Origin of the sequence: Bacillus nitratireducens, assembly GCF_036320425.1 — a bacterium.
GTDB classification, from domain to species: Bacteria; Bacillota; Bacilli; order Bacillales; family Bacillaceae_G; genus Bacillus_A; species Bacillus_A nitratireducens.
This window is the reverse complement of record NZ_JAUMJO010000001.1, coordinates 845,197-867,812: the sequence shown is the minus strand read 5'-3', so window position 1 is coordinate 867,812 and position 22,616 is coordinate 845,197. Positions and strand designations below refer to the sequence as shown.

Annotated in this window: 24 protein-coding genes, 1 pseudogene and 1 riboswitch; of the genes and pseudogenes, 22 read left to right on the top strand and 3 right to left on the bottom strand. The window is 34.9% G+C overall.

Annotated elements, in window-relative coordinates:
• Window positions 1-6 precede the first annotated feature (6 nt).
• Window positions 7-1,215 (bottom strand): ATP-binding protein, encoded by a 1,209-nt coding sequence (locus Q3V31_RS04610; RefSeq protein ID WP_002075044.1) that lies wholly within the window; start codon window positions 1,213-1,215, stop codon window positions 7-9.
• 207 nt (window positions 1,216-1,422) lie between these two features.
• A riboswitch (PreQ1 riboswitch) is annotated at window positions 1,423-1,466 on the top strand.
• A gap of 93 nt (window positions 1,467-1,559) precedes the next feature.
• Here Q3V31_RS04610 and queC point away from each other — a divergent pair.
• The 4 genes from queC to queF are packed head-to-tail and all read left to right on the top strand — an operon-like array spanning window position 1,560 to window position 3,938.
• A complete protein-coding gene (gene queC / locus Q3V31_RS04605) occupies window positions 1,560-2,222 on the top strand; it encodes a 7-cyano-7-deazaguanine synthase QueC (protein WP_097871654.1) in 663 nt (220 codons plus the stop codon).
• Complete coding sequence (gene queD, locus Q3V31_RS04600; protein WP_000368412.1) at window positions 2,222-2,713, top strand: 6-carboxytetrahydropterin synthase QueD; 492 nt, start codon at window positions 2,222-2,224, stop codon at window positions 2,711-2,713. Before queC ends, queD begins: the two co-directional genes overlap by 1 nt.
• Window positions 2,706-3,422, top strand: coding sequence for a 7-carboxy-7-deazaguanine synthase QueE (gene queE / locus Q3V31_RS04595; protein ID WP_000036273.1), 717 nt, complete (start codon window positions 2,706-2,708; stop codon window positions 3,420-3,422). The genes queD and queE overlap by 8 nt, the downstream gene beginning before the upstream one ends.
• A gap of 18 nt (window positions 3,423-3,440) precedes the next feature.
• Window positions 3,441-3,938 (top strand): preQ(1) synthase, encoded by a 498-nt coding sequence (queF, locus tag Q3V31_RS04590; protein ID WP_000918893.1) that lies wholly within the window; start codon window positions 3,441-3,443, stop codon window positions 3,936-3,938.
• A 54-nt stretch (window positions 3,939-3,992) separates the two neighbouring features.
• Here queF and Q3V31_RS04585 read toward each other — a convergent pair whose 3' ends face one another.
• On the bottom strand, window positions 3,993-4,178 hold the full coding sequence (locus Q3V31_RS04585; RefSeq protein WP_001165083.1) for a YkvS family protein: 186 nt from the start codon (window positions 4,176-4,178) through the stop codon (window positions 3,993-3,995).
• 256 nt (window positions 4,179-4,434) lie between these two features.
• Between Q3V31_RS04585 and Q3V31_RS04580 the strand changes: the two genes are divergently transcribed.
• A complete protein-coding gene (locus Q3V31_RS04580) occupies window positions 4,435-4,593 on the top strand; it encodes a hypothetical protein (protein ID WP_000971078.1) in 159 nt (52 codons plus the stop codon).
• A 91-nt stretch (window positions 4,594-4,684) separates the two neighbouring features.
• Entirely contained in the window at window positions 4,685-5,287 is a 603-nt protein-coding gene (locus tag Q3V31_RS04575; RefSeq protein ID WP_001222806.1) for a histidine phosphatase family protein, read from the top strand.
• 59 nt (window positions 5,288-5,346) lie between these two features.
• Here Q3V31_RS04575 and Q3V31_RS04570 read toward each other — a convergent pair whose 3' ends face one another.
• The gene (locus tag Q3V31_RS04570) at window positions 5,347-5,925 is read right to left on the bottom strand and encodes a GNAT family N-acetyltransferase (protein ID WP_000619519.1); all 579 of its coding nucleotides are present in this window, start codon (window positions 5,923-5,925) and stop codon (window positions 5,347-5,349) included.
• Between the two features lie 261 nt (window positions 5,926-6,186).
• Here Q3V31_RS04570 and Q3V31_RS04565 point away from each other — a divergent pair, with 261 nt between their 5' ends.
• The 16 genes and pseudogenes from Q3V31_RS04565 to Q3V31_RS04490 all read left to right on the top strand — a co-directional run bounded on the left by Q3V31_RS04565 (window position 6,187) and on the right by Q3V31_RS04490 (window position 22,613).
• A complete protein-coding gene (locus Q3V31_RS04565; RefSeq protein ID WP_000360788.1) occupies window positions 6,187-6,381 on the top strand; it encodes a hypothetical protein in 195 nt (64 codons plus the stop codon).
• A gap of 168 nt (window positions 6,382-6,549) precedes the next feature.
• The gene (locus tag Q3V31_RS04560) at window positions 6,550-6,864 is read left to right on the top strand and encodes a hypothetical protein (RefSeq protein ID WP_000502203.1); all 315 of its coding nucleotides are present in this window, start codon (window positions 6,550-6,552) and stop codon (window positions 6,862-6,864) included.
• A gap of 480 nt (window positions 6,865-7,344) precedes the next feature.
• Entirely contained in the window at window positions 7,345-7,704 is a 360-nt protein-coding gene (nrdI, locus tag Q3V31_RS04555) for a class Ib ribonucleoside-diphosphate reductase assembly flavoprotein NrdI (protein WP_000959445.1), read from the top strand.
• Window positions 7,691-8,818, top strand: a pseudogene (locus Q3V31_RS04550) (ribonucleotide reductase N-terminal alpha domain-containing protein); the annotation flags it as partial. The gene nrdI and the pseudogene Q3V31_RS04550, both read left to right, overlap by 14 nt.
• Window positions 8,819-9,200: 382 nt before the next feature.
• Window positions 9,201-10,151 (top strand): ribonucleotide reductase large subunit, encoded by a 951-nt coding sequence (locus Q3V31_RS04545; protein WP_306295567.1) that lies wholly within the window; start codon window positions 9,201-9,203, stop codon window positions 10,149-10,151.
• A gap of 93 nt (window positions 10,152-10,244) precedes the next feature.
• Window positions 10,245-11,213, top strand: coding sequence for a class 1b ribonucleoside-diphosphate reductase subunit beta (gene nrdF, locus Q3V31_RS04540; protein WP_001203023.1), 969 nt, complete (start codon window positions 10,245-10,247; stop codon window positions 11,211-11,213).
• 418 nt (window positions 11,214-11,631) lie between these two features.
• Entirely contained in the window at window positions 11,632-12,981 is a 1,350-nt protein-coding gene (locus Q3V31_RS04535; RefSeq protein ID WP_000521246.1) for an APC family permease, read from the top strand.
• A 181-nt stretch (window positions 12,982-13,162) separates the two neighbouring features.
• Window positions 13,163-14,443 (top strand): Glu/Leu/Phe/Val family dehydrogenase, encoded by a 1,281-nt coding sequence (locus tag Q3V31_RS04530; protein ID WP_083583389.1) that lies wholly within the window; start codon window positions 13,163-13,165, stop codon window positions 14,441-14,443.
• A gap of 18 nt (window positions 14,444-14,461) precedes the next feature.
• Entirely contained in the window at window positions 14,462-14,752 is a 291-nt protein-coding gene (locus Q3V31_RS04525) for an SAV0927 family protein (RefSeq protein WP_000762559.1), read from the top strand.
• 27 nt (window positions 14,753-14,779) lie between these two features.
• The gene (locus Q3V31_RS04520; protein ID WP_000291043.1) at window positions 14,780-15,028 is read left to right on the top strand and encodes a biotin/lipoyl attachment domain-containing protein; all 249 of its coding nucleotides are present in this window, start codon (window positions 14,780-14,782) and stop codon (window positions 15,026-15,028) included.
• A gap of 142 nt (window positions 15,029-15,170) precedes the next feature.
• Window positions 15,171-17,300: a sigma 54-interacting transcriptional regulator gene (locus Q3V31_RS04515; RefSeq protein ID WP_000491354.1), complete on the top strand. Its 2,130-nt coding sequence runs from the start codon at window positions 15,171-15,173 to the stop codon at window positions 17,298-17,300.
• A gap of 391 nt (window positions 17,301-17,691) precedes the next feature.
• A complete protein-coding gene (locus tag Q3V31_RS04510; RefSeq protein ID WP_044741044.1) occupies window positions 17,692-19,185 on the top strand; it encodes an aldehyde dehydrogenase family protein in 1,494 nt (497 codons plus the stop codon).
• Window positions 19,186-20,559, top strand: coding sequence for a putrescine aminotransferase (locus Q3V31_RS04505; RefSeq protein WP_000449698.1), 1,374 nt, complete (start codon window positions 19,186-19,188; stop codon window positions 20,557-20,559).
• A gap of 193 nt (window positions 20,560-20,752) precedes the next feature.
• Entirely contained in the window at window positions 20,753-21,133 is a 381-nt protein-coding gene (locus tag Q3V31_RS04500) for a GntR family transcriptional regulator (protein ID WP_000687509.1), read from the top strand.
• Window positions 21,130-21,828: an ABC transporter ATP-binding protein gene (locus Q3V31_RS04495; protein WP_329762575.1), complete on the top strand. Its 699-nt coding sequence runs from the start codon at window positions 21,130-21,132 to the stop codon at window positions 21,826-21,828. The genes Q3V31_RS04500 and Q3V31_RS04495 overlap by 4 nt, the downstream gene beginning before the upstream one ends.
• The gene (locus Q3V31_RS04490; RefSeq protein ID WP_000842632.1) at window positions 21,825-22,613 is read left to right on the top strand and encodes a hypothetical protein; all 789 of its coding nucleotides are present in this window, start codon (window positions 21,825-21,827) and stop codon (window positions 22,611-22,613) included. Before Q3V31_RS04495 ends, Q3V31_RS04490 begins: the two co-directional genes overlap by 4 nt.
• Window positions 22,614-22,616: the final 3 nt, after the last annotated feature.

The following is a 22,616-nucleotide window of genomic DNA, read 5'->3' as shown; positions in this document are numbered from 1 at the left end:
AATTCATCACGTTTTTTGTATGATTGGGAAAGTTAATAAAAATGTTGTACCCGTTCCTTTTTCACTAATAATATCAATCTTTCCATTCATTGCTTGAATGACACTGAAGACGACCATCATCCCGAGTCCGGTCCCTTTTTCTTTCGTCGAGTAGAAGGGTGATCCGAGGCGTTTTACTTGTTCTGGATCCATACCAACGCCTGTATCTTTTATATATAATTGTATATGTTTATGGTCTGGAACTAATGTAAGAATAAGGTCACCACCGTTAGGCATAGCCTCGATACAGTTTTTAAAAATATTTAATAAGCATTGGTTCAGCTTTTGCCTTTCACCAGCTATAAAGAAAGATGTACTTTGTTTTATATAATGTATGCGAACATTTGTTAAATTGGCGAGAGGTGTAATTAAAGATAACGCATGAAGTAACTCTTCCTCTACCTGTAATTTTTGTTCTTTTTCAATACTCGGTTTTGCAAAAGTTAAGTAGTCTGTAAGAACATGATTTGCTTGTTCGATCCCGTTAATGGCTATGTCGATATATAATTTTCGTTCCTTCTCAGAACATGTATCTGACTGTAAAAGTTGCAAAAATCCTTTCGTTGAAGTTAAAGGATTACGAATTTCATGAGAGATAGAAGCTGCCATTTCACCGATTAAATGAAATTTTTCAGCATTCATAAGTTCATTTTGGAGACGAACTTGCGTTTGTAATATGTGTAATAAATATAAAATAAGGATTGTACCAAGTATCGTACAGAGTTCGTACACAATAATATACGATATATAATCAGCCTTATTTGTAACCGCTGAAAGGAAAAATGGTATCCAGCTAAATCCGAATATGAGACTGTAAAAGATAGCGAGTGCTATTTTTACACGATTAGAACTTCGGTTAAACAGTTTGTATGTTAATAGTAGAACAATAAATAGGAGAACCGAAGCGATAAGAGATGGGAAAACACCTATTCCTCCTAATAATACACGATATATGTTTAATACAGCTAAGATGGAAGCACCGGCAATAGGTCCCCCTGTTAATGTACCGACAATTAATACGATATGACGCATATCAAATTGAAATCCATAATTTGTTTTTGCTGCGAAAGTGATGCATAGTATGGTGGCGAGGCAACATAATACAATAAATATAGTTGAATTTAATTTAGGAGAGCTTTTCCCTTTTTGATTCCAAAATAAATGATATATAAGCATTGTAACAAGAATGCATAATATATTTAAAAAGAGATAAATAATAAAGAGTTTCAGTGGGATGCCTCCTCTCTTCTCACATTAAATTAATCATACTATAAAATGAGAGAAATGAAATGTGAAATAGCGGAAAAATCAGAAATTTTTTCTGGTAGTATACAATATGTTACAATATGTTTTGTCAATGAAAGAAGAAATTCCATGCACCGCATGGGAGAGGTTCGCGAACTCCCTCTATAAAAAACTATGGAAACAACAATATCCTTAGGTATTGTTTTGTTTTTTTATTGTGACAGTTCAAGAACGTTCTTTCTTCTTATTCGTAGTAGAGAAGGAGAATGAGTGAAATGAAAAAAGAAAAAGCAGTTGTTGTTTTTAGTGGTGGACAAGATAGTACAACATGTTTATTTTGGGCAATAGAGCAGTTTGCAGAAGTGGAAGCTGTAACATTTAATTACAATCAACGTCATAAACTAGAAATTGATTGTGCAGCGGAAATCGCGAAAGAGATAGGGATTAAACATACGGTACTAGATATGAGTCTATTAAATCAACTTGCTCCAAATGCGTTAACGAGAACGGATATGGAGATTACACATGAAGAAGGTGAATTGCCATCGACGTTTGTAGATGGACGAAATTTACTATTCTTATCATTTGCTGCTGTATTAGCAAAACAAGTTGGAGCACGTCATATTGTAACGGGTGTATGTGAAACTGATTTTAGCGGTTATCCAGATTGCCGTGACGTGTTTGTGAAATCGTTAAACGTTACTTTAAATTTATCCATGGATTATCCGTTCGTAATTCATACACCACTTATGTGGATTGATAAAGCGGAAACATGGAAATTATCAGATGAACTTGGAGCATTCGAGTTTGTTCGAGAAAAAACATTAACATGTTATAACGGAATCATTGGTGATGGTTGCGGTGAATGTCCAGCATGCCAGCTTCGTAAAGCAGGATTAGATACGTACCTACAAGAACGCGAAGGAGCGAACAACTAATGGATAATTTCTTTGGATTTCGCATCGTAGAAAATTTGCAAAAAATGGACAAGGATATTCAGCGTAAACAGCTCAAATATCATAATAAAAGAGTAATGGTCAGCAAGGAATTTACATTTGATGCAGCACACCATTTACACTGTTATGAAGGGAAATGTAAAAACTTACATGGTCACACATATAAAGTTGTATTTGGGATTAGTGGATATGTAAATGAAATAGGTCTTGCAATTGACTTTGGAGATATAAAAGAAATTTGGAAAAATGAAATAGAAATTTATTTAGACCATCGTTATTTAAACGAAACGTTACCAGCGATGAATACGACTGCTGAAAACATGGTTGTTTGGATTTATGAAAAGATGGCAGAAGCATTAACAAAAGATAATCGTGCGAATGAATACAAAGGAGCGCGTGTTGAATTTGTTCGTTTGTTTGAGACACCGACTAGTTATGCGGAAGTGAGACGGGAGTGGATGCTCGATGAGTAAAATCCCCGTCTTAGAAATATTTGGTCCGACCATTCAAGGAGAAGGGATGGTTGTCGGGCAAAAAACTATGTTTATTCGAACTGCTGGCTGTGACTATAGCTGTGCTTGGTGTGATTCTGCCTTTACGTGGGATGGATCGGCAAAAGATCAAATTAGACAAATGTCAGCAGAAGACATTTGGAATGAGCTTGTTGAAATTGGAGGAGAAAATTTCTCTCATGTTACGATTTCGGGTGGAAATCCTGTTTTATTGAAAAATATTGAATCGCTTCTTTCTATATTAAAAGAGAATGGGATGCGAACGGCGATCGAAACACAAGGGAGTAAATGGCAAGATTGGTTACTTCAAATTGATGAGGTAACGATTTCGCCAAAACCACCGAGTTCGGCGATGCATACAGATTTTCAGAAGTTAGATGATGTTATTCAGAAACTAGCAGGAAAAGATATTAGTTTAAAAGTAGTAGTATTCGATGATCAAGATTTTGAATATGCAGTTAAAATGCATGGACGTTATCCAGATGTACCATTTTTCTTACAAGTAGGAAATGATGATACGAAAACAGTGGATGATGCAATGCTTATTAAAAAATTATTAGATAAGTATGAGTGGCTTATTGAAAAAGCTGTGAACTGTAAAGAAATGAATGATGCGAAAGTATTGCCACAGCTTCATGCGTTAGTATGGGGAAATAAACGAGGCGTATAACGAGAAGGGATGTTTAAAATGGCAGGAAGATTAGATGAAGATTTAAAAGATGTAACATTATTAGGAAATCAAAATACAAAATATTTATTTGAATATAGCCCAGAAATTTTAGAGGTATTTGATAATAACCATCCAAACCGTGATTACTTTGTAAAATTTAACTGTCCTGAATTTACAAGTTTATGTCCGAAAACAGGACAACCTGATTTTGCAACAATTTATATTAGCTACATTCCAGAACAAAGAATGGTAGAGAGTAAATCTTTAAAGCTATATTTATTTAGCTTCCGAAATCATGGTGACTTCCACGAAGATTGCATGAACGTTATTATGAATGATTTAATTAAATTAATGGATCCACGTTATATTGAGGTATGGGGGAAATTTACACCACGTGGTGGGATTTCAATCGATCCTTACTGTAACTACGGTCGCCCAGGAACTAAGTATGAGAAAATGGCAGATTACCGTATGATGAACCATGATCTATATCCAGAAACAGTTGATAATCGTTAATATGTATAGAAAGAAAGGATCTGTATGATATACAGATCCTTTCTTTCTATTATATTATGCATGTTGATTAATGACAGTATAGTTTTTATGGCTTACAACTGTAAGAGGTTCCATATCTAGTTCTCTAAAATTCTCCATAATTGTTAAATCAACAATAACAGAATTTTGATTTACTTTTTGAACACGGCCTTGCATTCCACCTTTAAATTCAATGATATCTCCAGTTTCTGCGATCTGCATAAGCAACTCTCCTTGTTACAGTTTTCCCCAAAAAAGAATAATTTGGGCTTTTTTTATTTCCTCTTATTTTGAACTATATTTACCAATTTGTAAATGTTTCCAAAGTAAAAATTCAAAAAATATTCACTTTTTGTAAGAAAATATGTGAAAAAATATTGTTAGGAGAGGAATGATGAAAATGCATACATCTTTATATGGGGGTATAATAAAAAGGATACAATGACCTACTAAGGTGGGAGAAATTAGGGGCGGTAAAATGATGTTTGAAATTGTGGGGAGCTTTATAGCGATTTTATTATTTTTATTTTCTTATATACAGTTGAAGAAAATGCGTCAACATGAAACAACTACATATTTTGATGGACTGGATGGTGTGCATGCATCGATAACGCATGATAGTAGTGGGGATATGTAATGATATATAACTTTCTTTTTATGCATGGTATGATGGCAATAAGAAATAGTACATAATATAGTTCGTAAGTGATGAATGGGGAGTGGAAAGAATGCGAATTTCTTTTATTCGTCATGGTCGTTTGGACAGTACTATAGAGCCAATGACAATTATTTCATTTCGTGAATGGATGAAGCAATATGATTTAGGAACTATGGTAAAAGAAGTTCATATACCGATTGAAACAATTGAGGCGATTACAACAGCGAAATTGGTCGTAACGAGTAATCAGAGGCGCGCTGTGCAATCAGCAACCGAATTAACGGATTCTTTATCTTTTGTGCAAAATCCTCTTTTTAGGGAAGCTGAAATTCCGACAGGTTTTTATGCTCCAAAATGGTTGAAATGTAAACCTAATGTATGGATGTTTATTGGACGTACACTATGGATAGCTGCTTATAGTAAGGATGTTGAGTCTTATAAGGAAGTACGAGAAAGAGCAAGGAAAGCTGCTAATATGTTACACCGCTATGCGCTCGTACACGGACATATTGCTCTTGTAGGTCATAGTTATTTTAATGTGATGATTGGGACTGAACTGAGGGCAATGGGGTGGTCAGGTTCGCCTATTTTCCATAGGAAGCCATGGGGATGTACAACGTATACATTTCGTGAGGCGATGAATGGAAATGTATTAAATACGAATTTAACATAAAAGAGGCTGTCCCTTGGGCAGCCTCTCTCTTTACATAACAAGCAAAAAGAATTGTCCTTTTAAGATATAGAAACTAATGACCGTAATGGTTTTATTAGATGGGCATACGGTTCACCAACGAGCATAACGATGTTATCTTTTTTGTAACCAAGTTTTTCATATAGTAAAAAAGCGCGTTTGTTTTCTAAATTAACAAGTAAGGCGATTTTTTCATGACCTTTTTCAGTTGCATGAAGTTCAGCTGCATCGATTAATTTAGAGCCAATGCCACGTCCACTGTACATATTTGAAACTGACAACGTGTCAATATAGTACTCATCAAGTTCAGCTTCTTTTTCTAACGTAATGGATTCGTCGTCATGTAGTTCTCTTAAGTGGTGTACGATTGGTGCATCAAGTTGTTCAGCGTCACTACCGTGATAACCGACAATAACCCCAACTACCTTTCCATCTTGTTCAGCCACTAAACAGTTTTCATAGCTCAATCGATTATTTTCTTTTGCGAACCATGTTTCAAGTCCTAGTATCACTTTTGCTTCAACTGTGCTACCTGTGATTTTTTCAGCAATTTCGTGCAGAGCGTTATACAGTAAAGGTGCTACTCCTATCGCATCTGTCTTTTTTGCTTTCCGAATCATAGTATCCCTCCTAGTTCTATGCATATATTGTAGCATAAAATAAAATAACAAACAGTGGATTGGAACTTTGTTATACAGAGCGTCAAAAAGTTTGATATAGAGAAGTAGCTATGTTAGTATATGATATTTAGTACGAATATAATAAAGTGATATAGCTATAAAAATAATGGAAGTGAATTAAATAATAGTAACGGGATAATTTTACCGTTGTCGACCTATAGAAGATGCGATAAAATAAACTATTGCAGAGAGGTGAAATACATGGATAAACAATTAGCAAATGCAATTTTGGATCAGCTGAAAAATGGTGAAATAAAGGAGTATGTTGCGACAAAAGATGTATTTTATACGTTCAGGGAAGTTGTTGTAAGTCGAGAAGATTTTAAACATATTATCGGGAACGCACAGCGCGGTGGACAGGTAATTTATACATATTCAGAAACACCACGTTCATAAAGTGAAACTTTAACAGTGGGGGCATCCCCACTGATTATTAGTTGAACCAATCGGGCATTTACGGGCAGTTATCTCCCACCTAACTTCTTTGAATTCACTGAATTTTGGGGTGGGGGTCCTACTGCCCGCAAATAGCGGGATAAATAGAAGATAAAGGAGAGGAGAATTATGGGAGATTTTAAACAAGGCATATTACCACATTGGGATTATATGTGGAAAGATAGAGCTGGGAATAGGTTTATGGGAATGGTTATGTATCCAGAGAAACGAAAATGTTCAGCAAAAATGCTTCAGAAAATAAAAAGAGCATATGAAGAAGCTGTAGAAATTAAAGTAACTGTACAAGTCCAACATACATATCAGTACGTAGAAGGAATGATCGTATACTTTGATGAAGAAGCTCCTGTATGTACAATGCTCGATAAAGATGAGAATCCACATCATATATTTATAAAAGATATTTTGCGTATTGAGCACCTGTAATAATTTTTTTCATAAATAAAATTGAAGTTCCATAATAATAATCTTTTTCTATAATAGTTATCTTTTAGTATGTAACGAGGAACGAAAGAGTATGTATAATATTTAATAAAGTAAAATTGATAAATGTAATCGTTTTTTAGAACAGATTATCGTTTAATGTCTGTTCTTTTTTGCGTGATGCTGGAGAAATATAATCCTCCAGCATTTACTGTTTTATGACAAAAAATATTGTTAACTTTTTTAAAATGAGGTTAAATGCGTTGACAACTTTTTTGAAAAGCACTTTATTGACATGAGTTTTAGAATGTTGTTTCATAGTCTTTGTATTGAAAAAAAACGATGATCATGTCGAAAAGTAAAAGTTAAAAAAATAAAGATTTTATACATATATCTTGTGTCTTATTTTGAAACGTAATACAATATATAGAGAAAACAAGAAACGACATACAGAGAATATATATTGGAGAGGGAGGGTCGGAAATGTTAGTTGCATATGATTCTATGACAGGAAACGTGAAGCGTTTCATCCACAAATTAAATATGCCGGCCGTTCAAATTGATGAAGCTCTAGTATTAGATGAAGACTTTATTCTTATTACGTATACAACAGGTTTTGGCAATGTACCGGAACGTGTTTTAGACTTTTTAGAACGCAATAATGAAAAATTAAAAGGCGTATCTGCAAGCGGCAATCGTAATTGGGGAGACATGTTCGGTGCAAGTGCTGACAAAATTTCTACTAAATATGAAGTGCCTATTGTATCAAAATTTGAGTTATCTGGAACAAATAATGATGTAGAATATTTTAAAGAAAGGGTGCGGGAGATTGCGACACATTGAACTGAATAATGAAATCACGCAAATGCAGGACGGTTTTTATCAGCTTCATAAAGATAAAGAGGCGTTAGAAGTCTTTATGGAAGAAGCTAGAGAGAATACCGTTCCTTTTAATAGCGTGGCAGAGCGAATGGAGTATATGAAAGAACACGATTACTATTACAACGTTCTGGACGAGTATAGCTTGGAGGAAGTAGAGGGAGTATATAACATCGCTTATGGTGAAAACTTCGAGTTCCAATCTTATATGGCAGCATCTAAGTTCTATAAAGATTATGCGTTAAAAACGAATGATCAAAAACAATACTTAGAAAGCTATGAAGATCGTGTAGCAATTGTGTCATTATACTTAGGACGCGGTGATGTTGCGAAGGCAAACCACTTCGCAAGCATGATTGTAAAACAAAACTACCAACCAGCGACACCAACCTTTTTAAATGCGGGAAGAAGCAGAAGAGGAGAAATGGTGTCTTGTTTCTTGTTAGAGATGGACGATAGCTTAAATTCAATTGGCTTTAACATTAATACTGCAATGCAATTATCGAAAATCGGTGGTGGAGTAGCTTTAAACTTATCTAAGCTACGCGCACGTGGTGAGCAAATTAAAGGCATTGATAACGCCGCAAGTGGTGTAGTACCTGTTATGAAATTGCTTGAAGATTCGTTTTCATATGCGAATCAACTTGGCCAACGAAAAGGTGCCGGCGCTGTATACTTAAACATTTTCCATTGGGATATTATTGAATTCCTTGATACAAAAAAAATAAATGCCGATGAGAAGAGCCGTATTCAGTCTCTATCAATCGGAATTATCGTTCCAAGTAAGTTCTTTGAACTTGCTGAGAAAAACGAACCTTTCCATGTTTTCGCGCCTTATACAGTATTTAAAGAGTACGGAAAACATTTAGATGATATAGATATTGATGAAATGTACGATGAATTAATGAGTAATCCGAAAGTGAAGAAGAAGCCACTAGATATTAGTGCACGTGATATGCTGATTAAAATCGCTATGATCCAGCTTGAGTCTGGTTACCCATACTTAATGTTTAAATCAAATGCAAATAACCAGCATCCATTGAAGGATATTGGAACTGTGAAGATGTCGAACTTGTGTTAAATATGTAGCACCTTCTAGTAGAAATGCTAGTCGAACACTCCGTTAAACGGGGAAAGCCTCAAGTTTGAGGTAACCTACCGTGCTAAATCTTATCTTAGAATGAAAATATAAAAGTTCAGAATGTATCTTATTATTTTGTATAGCAGAGTTATCGGACAACATAAAGTAATAAGAGACTTTCTGAAAGATTAAGATAAGTAAAAGCCTAACGACTATCCCATTTGGGAGTAGAGCGCAAGCGATTGGCGTTCGAAAAGCGGAGCACCTAACCAGGTAATGCTGTAGGTGATGATATAGTCTGTCCTGTATGGTGACATACAGCAGTTGCATGAGCAACGGACTGAGGAGTAGCGAACTCGGTTGAACATTCGAGACAGAAATCTTCCAGCTTCAAGAAACTTCTGAAATAAATGATTACGGTACAGATGACATTATCCGTCGTGATATTAACTGTAACTTAGGATCGTTAAATATCGTAAATGTAATGGAAAATAAAGAAATTCGTGAAGCAGTTCATGCGGGAATGGAAGCTTTAACAGCAGTTTCTGATATGACGATCATTCCGAATGCGCCAACTGTGAAAAAAGCAAATGATGAGCTTCATTCAGTTGGACTTGGAGCAATGAATTTACACGGATATTTATCAAAAAATAAAATCGCATATGAAAGTGCAGAAGCGAAAGAGTTCGCTCGTACATTCTTTATGATGTTAAATTACTACTCGATTGAGAAAAGTATGGAAATCGCTAAAGAAAAAGGCGAAACATTTAAAGACTTCGATAAGTCTGATTATGCGAACGGCACATACTTTGAAAAGTATGAAACGACAGATTACAGCCCGGTAACTGAGAAAGTTCAGCAACTATTTGAAGGAATTCATATTCCAACAAAAGAAGATTGGACAAGTTTAAAAGAGCAAGTGAAGAAGAATGGATTATATAATTCATATCGTCTTGCTATCGCACCTACACAATCTATCAGTTACGTTCAAAATGCAACTTCAAGCGTAATGCCGATCGTAAGTCAAATTGAATCAAGAACGTATGCGAATGCGACAACATATTATCCAATGCCATATTTATCAAAAGATACGTTCTGGTACTATAAATCTTCTTACGACATGAATCAGTTTAAATTAATTGATTTAATCGCAGAAATTCAAGAGCATATTGACCAGGGAATTAGTACGATTCTTTACGTTAATAGTGATATTTCAACACGTGAGTTAGCACGTTACTACATTTATGCACATAAAAAAGGCTTGAAGAGTCTTTATTATACGAGAACACGTAAATTAAGCGTGGAAGAGTGCGTGGCTTGTACTGTTTAATATAAAAAGTGTGACATGATGAGCAGGGTTTTCTGAACCCTGCTCATGCTTAGTTATCAATTTTTCATGTTTATTTAGAGAAGGGGCGATTGAATGCGTGCGGTAAACTGGAACAAAAAGGAAGACGATTTTAGTTTAATGTTTTGGAAGCAAAACATCGCTCAGTTTTGGACAGAAGAAGAAATCGCGGTATCTTCTGACAAAAATACTTGGGCACAATTATCAAGAGAAGAGCAGGTTGCTTATAAGCGTGTATTAGGTGGTTTAACACTTTTAGATACGAAACAAGGCGGCGAAGGGATGCCACTTGTACTTGTTCATCTTGAAAATTTACAAGCGAAAAGTGTATTAGCTTTCATGGGTGCTATGGAAGAAGTGCATGCGAAGAGTTACAGTCATATTTTCACAACGCTAGCTACTGAAGAAGAAATTGATGATATTTTTGAATGGGTAGATAACCATCCATTACTTGAGAAAAAGGCTGGTATTATTACTCGTTACTACCGTCGTCTATTAAAGCCTGAAGTAACGAAAAAAGAGTTATACATGGCAATGGTAGCAAGCGTATTCTTAGAAAGTTACTTATTCTATAGTGGATTCTTCTATCCACTTTACTTAGCTGGTCAAGGTAAACTGACAGCAAGTGGTGAGATTATTAACCTAATCATTCGTGATGAGTCAATTCACGGCGTATTCGTCGGTATTTTAGCACAACAACTCTTCGCAGAACTTTCTGCAGAAGATCAACAAGAAGTGCAAAAAGAAACGCAAGAATTATTAATGGAACTATATGAAATTGAAATGGCATACACAGAAGAAATTTATACTTCTATCGGTCTTGTAGAAGATGTAAATCGTTTCGTTCGTTACAATGCGAATAAAGGACTTATGAACTTAGGGCTTGAGCCGAAGTTTGAAGAAGAAGAAATTAACCCAATCGTTTTAAACGGTTTACGTACAGATACGAAAAACCATGATTTCTTCTCTGTAAAAGGAAATGGTTACGTAAAAGCAACGAACGTTGAAAAGTTAGCTGACGATGACTTCGTATTCAATTTTTAATATAGTGTTAAAAAAAGCTGTCTTTATAGAAAAGACAGCTTTTTTTTATATGAATGGTTTACATAATGTTATTATTTCATGAAAATATTTTTATCTCGTAAAAGTATAATTTATGCGGAAGTGAAAATAAAAAACGGATTAAAGTTCTGTTTTTATTTATTTAGCAGTATGAGAGATTGAATAACTTATGTCAAAATGAATAAAAAATGATAAGAAGTGAGGCCTAATTCCACCTATATGTTCTTTTTCGGAGTGCTTTTTTTGACTACAGAAATATTGGCTCGAAAATTGCATGGATATTTAAAAACAAAAGGAAATTGTAATAGATTGTGTGGTATATACAGTCGTTTGAAAGCGTTTCCTTTCTGCTGTCGATTTTTAAATAGAAATTAGATAGAAAAAGTAGGGGGAATGATAGGTGGGAAAAGTAGTTGGTTTAAAACGTTCATTAGGGCTGTGGTCAATTGTTATGCTAGGGGTCGGGTACATGACACCGATGGTTGGATTTGATACGTTTGGAATTGTTTCGGAAAAAACGGGTGGGCATGTTCCAGGAGCTTATTTGATTGCATTAGCAGGGATGTTGTTTACCGCTGCAAGCTACGGCAAAATGGTAAAGGTTTTTCCTACCGCAGGATCAGCTTATACGTATACACAGAAGACAATTAGTGCAAGGCTTGGATTTCTTGTTGGATGGTCCGCGTTATTGGATTATTTGTTTCTACCGATGGTGAACGCACTATTAACGAGAATTTATTTGTCAGCATTTTTTCCAAGTGTTCCTAGTTGGATATGGGTCATCGGTTTTATTCTACTGATTACACTTATAAATATTATTAGCGTGAATGTTACTGCTAACTTCAATACTTTTTTAGTAATATTTCAAGTGCTAGTAATGGCCGTGTTTGTTTTTCTAGTTATAAAAGGTTTATTAGCGGGAGAGGGAACAGGAGAAGTTTTTTCCATTCAGCCGTTTTTTCAATCGGATATACAAATATCACCGTTAGTTGCAGGTGCGACAATTCTTTGTTTTTCATTTTTAGGTTTTGATGCAGTAACTACATTTTCTGAAGAGACACCAAACGCGAAGAAGACAATTCCTCGAGCTATTTTTCTTACTGCTTTAATTGGTGGAGTTTTATTCATTACAACTACGTATTTTACACAATCTATGTTTCCAGATACAGCTGTATTTAAAAATCAAGAATCAGCATCTCCAGAAATTGCACTATATGTTGGTGGGAAATTATTTCAAGCTTTCTTTTTAGTAGGAACCCTTATGGGGACACTTGCGTCCGGTTTAGCTTCCCATACAAGTGTATCTCGATTATTATACGTAATGGGGCGAGATAATGTAATTCCGAAGAAAATATTCGGATACATTCATCCTCGATGGCGAACTCCAGTATATAACATTATTATTGTAGGGATTATTTCACTCTCCGCTATATTCATTGATTTAGAAACGGCAGCATCTCTTATTAATTTTGGAGCGCTTATTGCATTTACATTTGTTAATTTATCTGTAATTTCCTACTATGTAATTAAGAAAAAAAGATATAAGACGATAAAAGACTGTTTAAATTTCTTAGTGATGCCTATTTTAGGTGCTGGTACTGTAGCAGTACTATGGTTTAACCTCAATATTCATTCACTTATTCTAGGGATTTGCTGGGCTGCTATTGGAATTGGGTACCTTCTATATGTTACAAATATGTTCCGTTCAGCTCCTCCGCAAATGCATTTTGAAGAAGCACAGGAAATATAAAAAGAAAAAGGCATCGGATAAGTTCCGATGTCTTTTTTTATATTTGATAATCATGCAGCATTGCATAAGTCATTCAAAGATTCATAAGTAGGAGGATAACAAGATAGGATTAACATAGTATTTTCACTTGGCACGATTATTGCTTTGTACAATTAGTAAAAATATAAAGAGGGGTGTTATCGTGCCGATTCAATCAGAAAAACATACAAATACAGTTGAAGTTGAAAATCCTTTAGAGGAATTTCAAGCTATATTAAAAGAGGCGCTTCATTTTTTAAGTTATCCAGACGAAGTATTCGAATTTTTGAAAAAACCGATGCGTTTTTTAGAAGTAAGCATTCCTGTTCGCATGGATGATGGAACAACAAAGGTATTTCAAGGGTATCGCGCTCAGCATAACGACGCAGCAGGGCCAACAAAAGGTGGTATTAGATTTCATCCAGATGTTACGGCAGAAGAAGTAAAAGCACTTGCTGGCTGGATGAGCTTGAAATGTGGAGTGACAGGACTGCCATATGGAGGCGCAAAGGGCGGGATTATTTGTAATCCACAGGAGTTGAGTTTTAGAGAACTAGAGTTACTGAGTCGTGGGTATGTAAGAGCAGTAAGTCAAATTGTGGGACCGACGAAAGATATTCCAGCACCTGATATGTATACAAATGCGCAAATTATGGCTTGGATGCTAGATGAATATGACCATATCAGGGAGTTTGACTCTCCAGGATTTATAACCGGGAAGCCATTAATGCTAGGAGGATCACAAGGGCGAGAAACAGCAACTTCTAAAGGTGTATTGTATACACTTCAGTTAGTAAGTGAGTTAAAACAAATTCCGCTACAAAATATGCGAGTTATTATTCAAGGGTTCGGGAATGTTGGAGGTTATTTGGCGAAATATTTATATGATATTGGTGTGAAAGTAGTCGGGGTATCAGATGCTATAGGAGGAATTTATAATCCAGACGGTCTAGATGTTCCTTATTTACTAGAAAACAGAGATTCTTTCGGTGTAGTATCGAATCTCTTTAATAAAACAATTTCTAATCAGGAGTTGTTAGAAAAAGAATGTGATGTACTCATTCCGGCGGCAATTGGAGGAGTCATTACAAAACATAATGCAGGAAAGCTTGGATGTAAGATTATCATTGAGGCTGCAAATGGACCAACAACAAAAGAGGCGATAACCATGTTAGAAGAAAAGGGGATTTTGGTTGTTCCAGATATTTTAGCAAACTCTGGTGGCGTGATTGTTTCATATTTTGAATGGTGTCAAAATAACCAAGGATATTACTGGACGGAGCAATATGTTGATCAATGTTTAAAGGAGAAAATTGCATCTAGTTTTTCTAACGTACTTGATACTTCTAAACGCTTTGGAGTAAATATGAAAATTGCTGCTTATATGGAAGGGGTTCGCAAGATTGTAGAAGCATCACGCCTAAGAGGTTGGTTGCATTTTTAACCTAAAGGGAGGGCTAAAATGAAACTGGATATTTTATTAGAAGAAGTGGAGAGACAACAAATCGGTTATTACTGCATTGTGTCGAATAGTCATCGTTACGATATAGCTGTTACGTATTCGCAACAGTTTCTTGGAAAAGCAATGGTTACCTCAATTCAAAATGGGAGAATGGTTTTATTAAGCCAAGAAGATATTGGAGAGGAACAATATTGGGCAACAAGGCTAGGGATTGAGGTAGAGGACATAGAAGAGTTTCAAAGCTTTTTCTATATGATTCTTCAGTCACAAAGGTTAGAAGAACAATATTAATAGAAAAAAAGAAAGGGATGATTGATTATGTATTATGATATTATTACGAGTCCGTGTTATGGAATAATTGAAAAAGTGTCTATCGATAAGGATTCTCGAATTTATGAATGGGAGCCATTATTCTCTATTAAAGATATGAATGGTAAACTGGAAGTAATTAAGATGGGATGTAGTGGAGAAGTTCAATCTTTAGAAGTAGAAGCGGGAGATAAAGTAATTCCAGGTATGGTATTAGCTTATATTCAAGAAGATCTTTTCGTTAGTGGTAGTGATTAATGATAGAACTATGAGGAAGATGAAGGCACTCATCTTCCTTTTTTTTTAATAAAGAAAGAAATGTTTTATTTTCAGATTAATTAAAAAAATCTGTATTTAATGATACAATACAAATTAAATAGTTCAAAGGAGGAATAGCAGAATGTTTTCCATCGCTCATACAAAAATTAGACCCATAGTTTCTCTACCTATCGATCAATCTGAAAAGGAATGGAATATAGATGTTAAAAATATAAAAGAATCTTTTCTATTTTTAAAAAGAGGAGAGAAATTATTTGCATACGTTCATGTGAAGGATCTGCTATCAAATAGTAAAGGATTAACTTCGAAGCTATTACTTTCAAATGCTGTTCCACTAGATACAATATGTCATCTTAGTAAAGATATTTCTTTAACAGCTCTTTTTCAAATTATTGGGGCGCCGATTGCCATAGTGAAAAATGAAATGGATGAGCTAACAGGATATATAAGAAGAGAGGATGTTTTTGCAGAACTATTTAAACAAGAAAATCAGAGTGTTGATATATTGAAAATTATTTTAACGTCTATTCCAATGGGGATTTTTGTAGTAGATCGAGAAAAGAAAATTGTAAATTGTAATGAATCTGGTTTGAAGATGATTAAATCGACTCCTGAAAAAGTTATGAATGTACCAGCAGAACTGATTTTTAATGGAGAACACATTAATAACGTATTTACAAAGGGAAAAACGATCTTGAATCAATTACAAATCACAAATGAGATGGGTGTATTAGTTGACTATAGTCCGATTCCAAACTTTGATCAAAGTATTGAAGGAATGGTTATTATTGTGCAAGATTTGCCGATGGTCGAGGACATGGCGATGGAAATTGAATATATAAAGGATTTAAATAAAGATTTACATGCAATTTTGTCTAGCATTTATGATGAAATATTAGTTGTTAATCATAAAGGGGAATTAATTCGTTATAGTGAAACTGTTATCAATGATTTTTGGGGGAGTAATTTGAAGGACTTGTTAGGAAAAAATCTTTTAGACCTAGAAAAGAAAGGATTATTTAGTCCATCGGTTACGCGATTAGTGTTGGAAAAACAAAAAAAGGTATCAGTTGTACAAGAAACAAAAAGCGGAAGAAAAATATTAGCAGTTGGAAATCCTGTATTTAATGAAAATGGAGAGCTTCATCGTATTATTATTGCCTCAAGGGATATTACTGAAGCAACGAGATTGAAGACGGAATTACATGAAATAAAGAAGATATCAGAGCAATATAAGAAAGAGTTAGATGACTTTAAAAATAAAGATCGTTTTCTTAAGAAGCTTATTTACTGTAGTCCAAAAATGGAACAAATAATTAACCAAGCTAAAAAAATAGCAAATTTTTCTTCCAATGTTCTTATTTCTGGAGAATCTGGTGTCGGAAAAGAAGTAATTGCCCAGGCAATTCATCAACTTGGAAACAGATCTTCAAAGCCATTTTTAAAATTAAATTGTGGTGCAATTCCAGAAACTTTGTTAGAAAGTGAATTATTTGGTTATACGAAAGGCGCTTTTACAGGAGCCGATAAAAATGGAAAAGAAGGATATTTTAAGCGAGCTGATCAAGGTATTTTATTTTTAGATGAAATTGGAGAAATGCCTTTACATTTGCAAGTAAAATTGCTTAGAGTCCTGCAGGAACAAGAAGTAATTCCTATTGGAAGTACAACACCTATGAAAATAAATGTACAAATTATTGCTGCTACAAATAAGAGCCTTGAAAAGATGGTCGAATCTGGAACATTCCGTGAAGATTTATTTTATCGCCTCAATGTAATTCCGCTGCGAGTTCCTTCTTTACGAGAGCGAATGGAAGATGTTCCAGTACTTGCCTTTCATTTCTTACAACAGTTAAATGAAAAATATAATAAAAATTATCATTTAACTCCAGATGCACTTAATTTACTAGAGTTCTATTCATGGCCAGGAAATGTCCGTGAATTACAGAATATGATTGAACGTTTAGTTGTATCAGCAGATGATCTAGTAATTGAAGCGGAGTTTGTTAGTAAGTTTTTAACACCCGGTTATGACTTTAATAAATCAAAACCAGTTATTACAAGAGTATTACCATTACAAGAAGCGCTACATTCTGTAGAAGAACAATTGATTTTGCTTGCAATGAAGCAGTATAAAACAACGACTAAGGCTGCAAAAGCTCTTGGAATCAGCCAATCTTCAGTGAGTCGTAAATATCAAAAGATTGTTAGTGAAAAAGAGATAGCGGCTGATATCATCTCATATTCCTAAAAAAGGAGAAGGTCACATAGACTTCTCCTTTTTGTGTGCGCTCAGCATGTACATATGCTCTGGGATTCAAGTCCCGAGTGGTGAAGGCGGTAGCGGAAATGATTAAAGTTTCACTTTATGCAAAATGGAATAGTGTATGCGGAACTGCATAAAATGTTTGTTGTTTTTAAGAAAATAGTCAGTTTATCCCGCTATTTGTGGGCAGTAAAACTCCCACCTCAAAATTCAGGTGGAGCAAAGAAGTTAGGCTGGAAGCCCCGCTGCCTGTAAACGCCCGATTGGTGAGGGCTGATTAAAGTTTCACTTTATGTATGATTCTTTTGAATTTTAAATATTGGCATGGAAATTGCTTATAAATATATAAACGATCGATAAAGGAGGATTCAATATAGTGCTAGATTTAAAAATGTATGTAAACGGTGAATGGAGAGACTCTAGTAATCAAGAAAAAAGAACGATTATTAACCCTGCGAATGGCAAGGGTATAGCATATGCACCTGAAGGAACGATTGAGGACGCAAAATACGCAATAGAAGTGGCAAGAGCGGCTTTCGATAGCGGAATTTGGTCAGAAACATCCACTGCTGAAAGAGCATCATATTTATTTAAAATAGCAGATGAAATTGATAAAAATATGGAAGAATTAGTATACCTTGAAACAATGGATAATGGAAAAACATACCGTGAGGCAGAAGGAGATATTGGAGATGCAGCGGCTTGTTTTCGCTATTATGCCGGATTGATTACAAAGCCAGATGGCCAAACATATCATGTAGCCGATCCGATGCAAGCCATGGTAGTAAGAGAGCCAGTTGGTGTTTGTGGATTAATTGTTCCATGGAATTATCCGCTATTGATGAGTGTATGGAAAATTGCACCTGCTTTAGCAGCTGGCAATACAATTGTGTTTAAACCTTCTGAAGTGACACCAATAACTGCAACAAAGCTATTCGAAATTCTTGAAAAAGTAGGGCTACCAAAAGGTGTTGCCAATATGGTAATGGGGGCCGGTCCAATAGTAGGGAATGAAATTGCAGCGAGTCATAAAGTGGATATGATTTCCTTTACAGGTGGAACAAAAACAGGTAAGCACATTATGAGAACAGCGGCAGATAATATGAAAAAGATTTCGTTAGAACTTGGAGGGAAATCTCCAAATATTATTTTTGCAGATGCAGATTTTGAGACTGCTATTGATTATGCTCTATTCGGTATTTATGCAGGTAGCGGACAAGTGTGTTCAGCAGGATCGAGAATTCTTGTAGAGGAAAGCGTTTATGATAGATTTGTTAATAGTTTTGTAGAGAGAGCGCAGCAAATTAACGTTGGACCTGGTGATAAACCGGAATCAGAAATGGGGCCACTTGTAAGTCAAGAACATATGGAAAAAGTATTACGTTATATTGAAATTGGAAAAGACGAAGGTGCAAACGTTGCTTGCGGAGGTAGACGAATAATGGAGGATGGAAAAGGTGATGGTTTCTTTATTGAACCAACAGTCTTTGTCAATGTAAAACCTGATATGCGCATTGTCCAGGAAGAAATCTTCGGTCCTGTTGTAGTAATTCAAAAGTTTAAAACTGAACAGGAAGCAATTGAGTTAGCAAACGGTACGGATTATGGCTTAGCTGGAGGGGTATTTACGGTTGATGGTGCAAAAGCAATGCGCGTAATTCGCAAGCTTCGTGCAGGCATTACTTGGATTAATAGCTATCATCCAACATACAATGAGGCGCCTTGGGGTGGATATAAGCAAAGTGGTATAGGTCGTAGTCTAGGAACATTTGGTTTAGAAGAATTTCAAGAAATTAAGCAGATTAATATAAATCTAGAAGTAGAACCTATTGGTTGGTTTGCAAATAAAAAAAATGTAGAGGTGAATTAGATGGAAACGAACGTGAAAAATAAATTGAATGAGAAAGAATCAAATGTAAATGAGTATATTACGAAAGTACTACAGTTAATTGAAAAAGAAAAAGTATCTGAAGAAGAGGCAAATTGGATTCAAAAAGAAACAGTAGACGGATTTAGAGAGCATGTGAACCCTGGTTTTCTTGCTTATAGAAAAACAGTAACAAAAGATGGACAATTTGCAGCAGTAGAATGGTCTGATGAAGGATCTTGTTTCATGGATATTAATGGTAAAAAATACATTGACTGTTTAGGTGGATTCGGAATTTATAATGTTGGTCACCGTAATCCGAAAGTAGTCAAAGCTGTAACAGATCAATTAAAGCGTCAAGCATTGCACAGTCAGGATTTACTAGATCCACTTCGAGCAATTCTTGCAAAGATTTTAGCGGATATTACACCTGGTGATTTGAAATATGCCTTCTTCACAAATAGTGGAACAGAAAGCGTAGAGGCAGCATTAAAACTAGCAAAAATGTATAGTGAACGAACAACTTTTATTTCTACAACTCGTGCTTTCCATGGGAAGAGCCTTGGTGCTTTATCTGGGACGGCAAAAGGAATGTTCCGTAAGCCATTCTTACCATTAATTCCGGGTTTCCGTCATGTTCCATTTGGCGATATTGATATGATGAGAAAAACATTTGAGACATGTGCATTAGTGGGAGAAGATGTTGCAGCAGTTATTTTAGAGCCAATTCAAGGGGAGGGCGGCATTATTTTACCTCCAGAAAATTATTTGAAACAAGTGCGAGAGCTTTGTGATGAGTTTGATTCGCTCCTTATTTTTGATGAAGTGCAAACTGGAATGGGCCGTACAGGAAAAATGTTTGCAGCAGATTTATATGATGTTGTGCCGGATATTATTTGTCTTGCGAAAGCGTTTGGTGGAGGTGTAATGCCAGCGGGGGCTATTGTTGCGAAAGAAAAAGTATTCCAAAGTTGGTTTGAAAATCCATTTATGCATACAACAACGTTTGGCGGGAATCCTCTTGCATGTGCTGCTGCAATTGCAACAATCCATGTATTATTGGAAGAGAAATTACCGGAACGAGCGATGGAAGTTGGGGAGTATTTCTTAAATGGATTGAAACAAGCAGCAGAAGGGCACGAAGATAAAATCTTTGAAATTCGTGGTCAAGGTTTAATGATTGGGATTGAATTCCATAAAGACGAGATTGGTTATGAAGTGTCAAAGGCGATGTTTGATCAAGGTATTCTTGTTGCGGGAACATTAATTAACTCAAAAACAATTCGTATTGAACCATCCCTTACAATTAGCTATGAAGAAGTAGATACAGTTATTAATACGTTTAAATCTGTGCTAACTCAAGTAAAAGTAAAATAAATTTCGCATAAGATTATATGTGAATTCAAACGATTGAAACTATAATTAGAATAGATTTACTTATATTGTATTACAGGAAGGCAGTGTAACGAAAAGTTACACTGCCTTTTTATTACATTTTTTGTTCTAAGTATTTACATGTAATTTGTCTTAGTGTACTATTTAACTAACACACTAAGACAGGAGGGGAGAAATGAAAATCGAGTTTTCTCCAAATACACCAATTTACATTCAAGTAATGGAATACATAAAGAAAGAAATTGTAACGGGTCATTTATTGCCTGGCGATAAAATTCCCTCTGTACGTGAATTAGCGAGTGAATTACAAGTAAATCCAAATACGATTCAACGTACATTTCAAGAGTTAGAGCGGGATGGAGTTGTTGTAACACGTAGAGGAATGGGACGATATGTAACGAATGAAGAGGAGAAAATTATGGAGCTGCGAAAAGATATGGCGAGAGAATTACTTCATTCTTTTATAGATGGAATGGACAATTTAGGTTTTTCAGAAGAAGAAATTCTTACAATCCTTCGTTCTTCATTACATGAGAAAAGGGAGGAGAGCGAATGACAGAGTTATTAAAAATAGAAAACGTATGGAAGCGGTACGGATTAAAAGCAGTGATCCGTGAGTTAAACATAGAGATTACAGAAGGAAAAATCGTTGGGCTTGTTGGAGATAACGGAAGCGGGAAAACGACGTTATTAAAAATGATTGCAGGATTGCAGCACCCTTCTGAAGGCAGCATGGTAATTAACGGTAAAAAAGTAGGGTTAGAGACGAAAGAAATCGTTTCATTTATGTCTGATAAGCCAGGCTTTGATGATTGGATGACTGTAAAAGATGCCCTATTTTTCTATCGAGATTTTTATAAAGACTTCGATATTCAAAAAGCAGTCGATACAATTGCGGAATTTAAAATACCGTTAGAAGAAAAAATTATAGCATTATCAAAAGGGATGGTAGAAAAGCTTCAAATTATTTTAACGTTTTCTCGAAAAGCGAAGTTATATGTACTAGATGAACCACTTGGCGGGATTGATCTTGTTTCTAGAGAACACGTATTAGATCTCATTCTACAATTTTATAGAGAAGATTGTACGATACTAATCTCGACTCACTTAATAAATGAAGTTGAAAATATTTTTGATGAAGTAATCTTTTTAAAAGATGGGGAAATTGTATTGTATGAAAATGTAGAAGAGTTACGTTTTCAGAGAGGGAAAGCTGTCACGGAGGTGTTTAAGGAGGTGTTTAGTAGATGAAGTCGAGCTTAATATATATGTACAATGTAAATAAAAAGCAAATTATTATTTCATTGTTATCATTTATATTCGTTGTAGCTGTAGCTTTCGTAAGTTTGGGAAATTATATTAAGCAAGAATCAGGAGAAATAAGGCAAATAATTATAGTTTCCTTAGTTATCTTAGTATATATAATTTTTATAGCATTGATATTTATTCAGGCGATGTCTGCATTTGGAAAAATGACTGAAAGTACATTATTTCGATTAACGCCGACATCAGGTAAAAAGATTGTTTTAGCAATATTGTTATATACTACAATTAGTTTACTTATTTTTGAAGTAATAGGTTCTATTTTTTTATATAGTATTTCTATGAAAATAATAAAGGGTACAGAGCTCTATGAAGTGTTATTTACCCAAAGTGGATTAAATCCATTAGGGCACTTATTTAGTACTATTGTATATGTATTTAATTTATCTAGTATATTACTTGTATTGCTTTTTGTAGTAGCTAGCGTTAAAGTGTTTTCTTTGAAAAAGAAGAAGTTAAAATATCCAATTGTATTTTTCTTATTTTTACTAGTAACAAAATTATTAGGTACTATATATGGAATGTTGGGTGGTCTTGCACCTACTGCGCCTTTAATAACAAAGTTAGTATATATAGATGAATCATCAGAAGCAAATGTGTTGCTCTATCAAGAAAAACTTATGAATTTATATAGTATTGCTTTTTCAATCGGTATATTTGTTTTACTTGTTTATATAACAGGTCGCATAATCGACAAAAAGTTAGAAGTCTAAAGG

Bases quoted from the DNA above. Each gene is read 5' to 3' on its own strand.
- Q3V31_RS04610 (WP_002075044.1), bottom strand. From the start codon at position 1,215: ATGCTTATATATCATTTATTTTGGAATCAAAAAGGGAAAAGCTCTCCT.
- queC (WP_097871654.1), top strand. From the start codon at position 1,560: ATGAAAAAAGAAAAAGCAGTTGTTGTTTTTAGTGGTGGACAAGATAGT.
- queD (WP_000368412.1), top strand. From the start codon at position 2,222: ATGGATAATTTCTTTGGATTTCGCATCGTAGAAAATTTGCAAAAAATG.
- queE (WP_000036273.1), top strand. From the start codon at position 2,706: ATGAGTAAAATCCCCGTCTTAGAAATATTTGGTCCGACCATTCAAGGA.
- queF (WP_000918893.1), top strand. From the start codon at position 3,441: ATGGCAGGAAGATTAGATGAAGATTTAAAAGATGTAACATTATTAGGA.
- Q3V31_RS04585 (WP_001165083.1), bottom strand. From the start codon at position 4,178: ATGCAGATCGCAGAAACTGGAGATATCATTGAATTTAAAGGTGGAATG.
- Q3V31_RS04580 (WP_000971078.1), top strand. From the start codon at position 4,435: ATGATGTTTGAAATTGTGGGGAGCTTTATAGCGATTTTATTATTTTTA.
- Q3V31_RS04575 (WP_001222806.1), top strand. From the start codon at position 4,685: ATGCGAATTTCTTTTATTCGTCATGGTCGTTTGGACAGTACTATAGAG.
- Q3V31_RS04570 (WP_000619519.1), bottom strand. From the start codon at position 5,925: ATGATTCGGAAAGCAAAAAAGACAGATGCGATAGGAGTAGCACCTTTA.
- Q3V31_RS04565 (WP_000360788.1), top strand. From the start codon at position 6,187: ATGGATAAACAATTAGCAAATGCAATTTTGGATCAGCTGAAAAATGGT.
- Q3V31_RS04560 (WP_000502203.1), top strand. From the start codon at position 6,550: ATGGGAGATTTTAAACAAGGCATATTACCACATTGGGATTATATGTGG.
- nrdI (WP_000959445.1), top strand. From the start codon at position 7,345: ATGTTAGTTGCATATGATTCTATGACAGGAAACGTGAAGCGTTTCATC.
- nrdF (WP_001203023.1), top strand. From the start codon at position 10,245: ATGCGTGCGGTAAACTGGAACAAAAAGGAAGACGATTTTAGTTTAATG.
- Q3V31_RS04525 (WP_000762559.1), top strand. From the start codon at position 14,462: ATGAAACTGGATATTTTATTAGAAGAAGTGGAGAGACAACAAATCGGT.
- Q3V31_RS04520 (WP_000291043.1), top strand. From the start codon at position 14,780: ATGTATTATGATATTATTACGAGTCCGTGTTATGGAATAATTGAAAAA.
- Q3V31_RS04515 (WP_000491354.1), top strand. From the start codon at position 15,171: ATGTTTTCCATCGCTCATACAAAAATTAGACCCATAGTTTCTCTACCT.
- Q3V31_RS04505 (WP_000449698.1), top strand. From the start codon at position 19,186: ATGGAAACGAACGTGAAAAATAAATTGAATGAGAAAGAATCAAATGTA.
- Q3V31_RS04500 (WP_000687509.1), top strand. From the start codon at position 20,753: ATGAAAATCGAGTTTTCTCCAAATACACCAATTTACATTCAAGTAATG.
- Q3V31_RS04495 (WP_329762575.1), top strand. From the start codon at position 21,130: ATGACAGAGTTATTAAAAATAGAAAACGTATGGAAGCGGTACGGATTA.
- Q3V31_RS04490 (WP_000842632.1), top strand. From the start codon at position 21,825: ATGAAGTCGAGCTTAATATATATGTACAATGTAAATAAAAAGCAAATT.